We start from the raw sequence: 3109 nt of genomic DNA, 5'->3' as shown, positions 1-3109 counted from the left end.
GGCGGCGCAGCTGGCGCAGCTCGCGGAAGCCGTCGAGGCCACTGAGGAAGCCGACTTTGCTGCCGGCGGCATCGTTCCAGCGCACGGGCTGCTCCAGCAGGCGCAGGCCGGCCCGGTGGGCCAGGTACAGCAGCTCCACATCGAACCCGAACCGGTCGAGCACCGCCCCTTCCACAATGGGCCGGCAAGCCGCCATGCGAAAGGCCTTGAAGCCGCACTGCGTATCGGCGTAGGGCAGGCCGGTGGCCCACTGCATAATCTGGTTGAAAATGCGGCCGCTATACTCGCGCAGCCAGGGCTGATGCACCCCGATGAGGCTGCGGTCGAGGGCGCGCGAGCCAAACACAACGTCGTAGTCGCCGGCCAGAATGGGGTCTACCACCTTGTGCAGCTCCTCGATGGGCGTCGAGAGGTCGGCATCAGAAAACAGGGCCACGGTGCCGGAGGCAGCCAGCAGGCCCTGGCGCACGGCGTAGCCCTTACCGCGGTTGACGGGGTAGCTGATGAGCCGGGTGGCAATGGTGTCGGGATGCGCGGCAAAATACCCCTCCACCACCCGGCCGGTTTCGTCGCTCGAACCGTCGCTGACGACAATCAGCTCGCTGCTAAAGGGCTGCCGATGCAGGTACGACAGCACCTGCTCGATGGTGCGTCCGACGCGCGTGGCTTCGTTGTAGGCCGGAATGATGACGGAGAGAACGGGCAAGCTGAACAGGGCTAAGTAGCACCAGATGGCACAGGAAGGGAAAATGCGGTGCTACAAAGCTAACCATTGCGCCCGCCTTTTCCCGCGTCCTTTTTTTCGTTGCCGGGCCGGGTGCGCCGCCGCCCAACGGTGCAGCGGCCAGCCACCGGGCGCTGAATTTCAGCACCGCGCCCGCTACGGGCCGGGAACGGCAGGGGGCGCAGCAGCGGGAAGCGCGGCAGCGGGGGCTCCCTTCGGATACCATTCGTACAGCGACCAGGAGCCCTGATGGCGGATGCGCCGCAGGTGTTGCTCGCGAATGAAGGCGGGCTCCCGCTCGAACACGGCGCGCATGGTGGGGCGCAGGTTGTCGCGGTAGTAATTGTTGCGCCCATCGAAGTACGCGGTATCCAGAAACACCAGAATGGGGCGCTGGTCGAGCTGGGCCAGCAGCGCCGGGTCGGGGCCGCCGGGGCTGAAGATGGAATACAGCTGCGCCGCCTGGCTGGAAATGCCCCGGGCCGCTTTGTGCGACATCAGCGGCAGGCCCGAGGCCATCCCCAGCTGGTAGGTCGTGTTGCAATGCGGGTCGTCAGGGTCGGTATTGAGGTTGCTGGGCTCATCCTGCCACTCGGTGCCGGCGTGGTAGTAGGGAATGGGCAGAATGGCCTGGTAGCGGCCCTCCTCAGGCCATTCCAGCAGCTGGCGCACGGCGGCCGTGGCCGTGGGCTGCGTGAGCAGATTGGTGCGCTGGGTTTCGGTGTGGTAGAACCGCGTGGCGTTCACGGTATCCAGCAGCAGCAGCACGCACAGCGCGGCCAGCCCCCAGCGCAGGCCGGGCAGCCGGTGCCACCGGGCCACGTACCAGCTGAAGCCTAGCACCACGGCCCACCAGAACGGCCAGATGAACCGGCCCAGCGCCCGAAACTGCGTCACCCGCTCGGTGAGCTTGTGCAGCCATAGAAAAACGTTGAAATAGTTGTGGGCCACGTAAGCCCCATTATCTACCTCGATGCGCTCGCCCAGCGCAATGAAAGCCAGGGGCAAGCTGGCCAGCAGCAGGTACTTCACCAACGAATAGTTGCGGTCGTGGCTCTGGGGCCAGCGGGCTTCGGCCGGCAACCTCCGCAGCAGGGCGAGCCCGGCCACCAGCAGCAAGCCAAAGAGCACGAACCCGGTGAGGTAAGCAGAGGATTCGTAGGGCACGCCCGCCGTGCGCTCGAGCGGAAACCGCAGGTAATTGTAGGAATACCCTTTAAACAGACTGGTGAACTGGAATTTCCACTCTATCCAGTCGTAGCCATTGCTGCCTGGGGTGCGCTGGCCAATGCGACGGTCCAGCACCTGCAGCAGCCCCGCCGTAAGGACCACCGCCGCCAGCAGCGTAGCCCCGAGGCCCACCACCAGCGGCCGCCACGGACGCCGGGTGCGCCAGGCCTCGAACAGCATGACAGCGCCAAAAAAGGCCAGCGTGCCACCCAACAGCGGCAGGAAATAGAAGTGCAGCCACGAGAAGACTACAATGCCAGCCAGCAGTATGCCAAACTGCCGGGCGAGGGGCCGGTTGGCCCGCCAGGCATCGTAGAGGTGCTGAAGGCGCCAGATGATAAAGGGAAATGCCGGAGCGTACGACAGGTTCATGTGGCCCACGCTGAGCCGGATGGTTTGGGGGGCCAGCCACGGCAGTGCCACCGCCAGCAGCACCGTCAGCCAAGCCGGCACGGCCAGCCGCCGCAGCACCGGCACCAGCAGGCCCGAGGCAATAACCAAACCACTGAGAACGAACACATCGAACAGGTACAAGCCGTACGGCGCCAGGGCCGGCACCGTTTGCACCAGCCAGTGCAGCGGCACCACCACCAGGGGGGTACTGTCCGTGTAAAAAATGTATTCGCCGAAGGGGTAGTTATGGCCGGTTACCAACAGGCTCGTGCTCAGGGGCTGGCGTAGGTAGCACGCCATCGAGAAGTAGCTTTTGATGCCGTCGTAATGGTCGACAATCAAGTATTTGCCGGGATGAAAAAGCAGGGGAAAATAGGTGTACCCCAGGAGCAGGGCCTGCGCCAACACCGCCATCGCGACGACAAAACGCAGGCGCGGCGGTGCCGCGGGCTCATGAGCAACAGGTGGTTGGAGCGGAAATGAACTGTTCATGCAAGAACCGAAAGTGGAGTCGGGGTGCAAATTAGGCGGTAAATGCTGGCGCCCGGCCAGCGGGCGCGCGTCCTGGCGGCGGGCTTACACGGGCCGGCTGCTATTTTTGAGGCCCACCCCCGCCCGCCGCTCCCGCCCCATGCTCCGCATTCAGAACTACATTAACGGCCAGCTGGTAGCGCCCCAGGCCGGCCGCTACCTCGACAACATCGAGCCCGCCACCGGCCAGGTCTACGGCCAGATTCCCGACTCCGGCCCCGCCGACGTGGC

At 65.0% G+C, this 3109-nt stretch carries 2 protein-coding genes; both read right to left on the bottom strand.

The window, feature by feature from the left end; translation table 11 throughout:
• On the bottom strand, positions 1–706 hold a 706-nt coding region (locus tag ACYVDE_RS18610; RefSeq protein ID WP_460503047.1), incomplete at its 3' end, for a dolichyl-phosphate beta-glucosyltransferase.
• Between the two features lie 174 nt (positions 707–880).
• On the bottom strand, positions 881–2761 hold the full coding sequence (locus ACYVDE_RS18605) for a hypothetical protein (protein WP_460503046.1): 1881 nt from the start codon (positions 2759–2761) through the stop codon (positions 881–883).
• Between the last annotated feature and the right edge of the window lie 348 nt (positions 2762–3109).

The sequence above is a fragment of the Hymenobacter agri genome, from assembly GCF_054778495.1.
This window is presented reverse-complemented; position numbering and strand designations above follow the sequence as displayed.

Bases quoted from the DNA above. Each gene is read 5' to 3' on its own strand.
- ACYVDE_RS18605 (WP_460503046.1), bottom strand. From the start codon at position 2,761: ATGGCGGTGTTGGCGCAGGCCCTGCTCCTGGGGTACACCTATTTTCCC.